This is a genomic window from Streptomyces bugieae, from assembly GCF_036352915.1.
In the GTDB taxonomy this organism is placed as follows: Bacteria; Actinomycetota; Actinomycetes; order Streptomycetales; family Streptomycetaceae; genus Streptomyces; species Streptomyces endophytica.
Genome location: NZ_JAZBJP010000215.1, coordinates 1 through 404, shown reverse-complemented (window position 1 = coordinate 404; position 404 = coordinate 1). Strand labels below are relative to the sequence as shown.

The window sequence follows — 404 nt, the reverse complement described above, 5'->3', positions numbered from 1 at the left end:
CCCCGGCCCCGGCGGTGGAGACCGGGGTGAGCATCCCGTCCAGCCGCCGCTGCCACACGGCCCGGCCGGTCGCCGCGTCCACGGCGGTCACCAGGGTGGAGACACCGTCGGGCGAGTGCTCGGAGGCGTACGCGAGGCCGGACGCCTCGTCGTACAGCCCGAAGTCCGGCCGTACGTGCCCCGTCAGCGGACCCTTCCACCGGGCCACCCCGCTCGTGCCGTCCAGCGCCGTGACCGTGCCGCCGTCCGCGACGACCAGCAGGGCGGAGCCCGCCGGGAACGCCGAGCCGGGGCTCGCGGAGACCCCGGTCTCCCGGACGGGGGCGCCCTTCACCGGGTCGTACGCGCGCAGCTTCCCGTCCGGGCCCGCCGAGAGCACCACCCCGCCCGAGACGATGGGTGCC

At 77.7% G+C, this 404-nt stretch carries 1 protein-coding gene; it reads right to left on the bottom strand.

Going from position 1 to position 404, the window contains the following annotated elements:
- A partial coding sequence (locus tag V2J85_RS40945) for an outer membrane protein assembly factor BamB family protein (RefSeq protein WP_330824438.1) occupies positions 1-404 on the bottom strand: 404 nt, incomplete at both ends.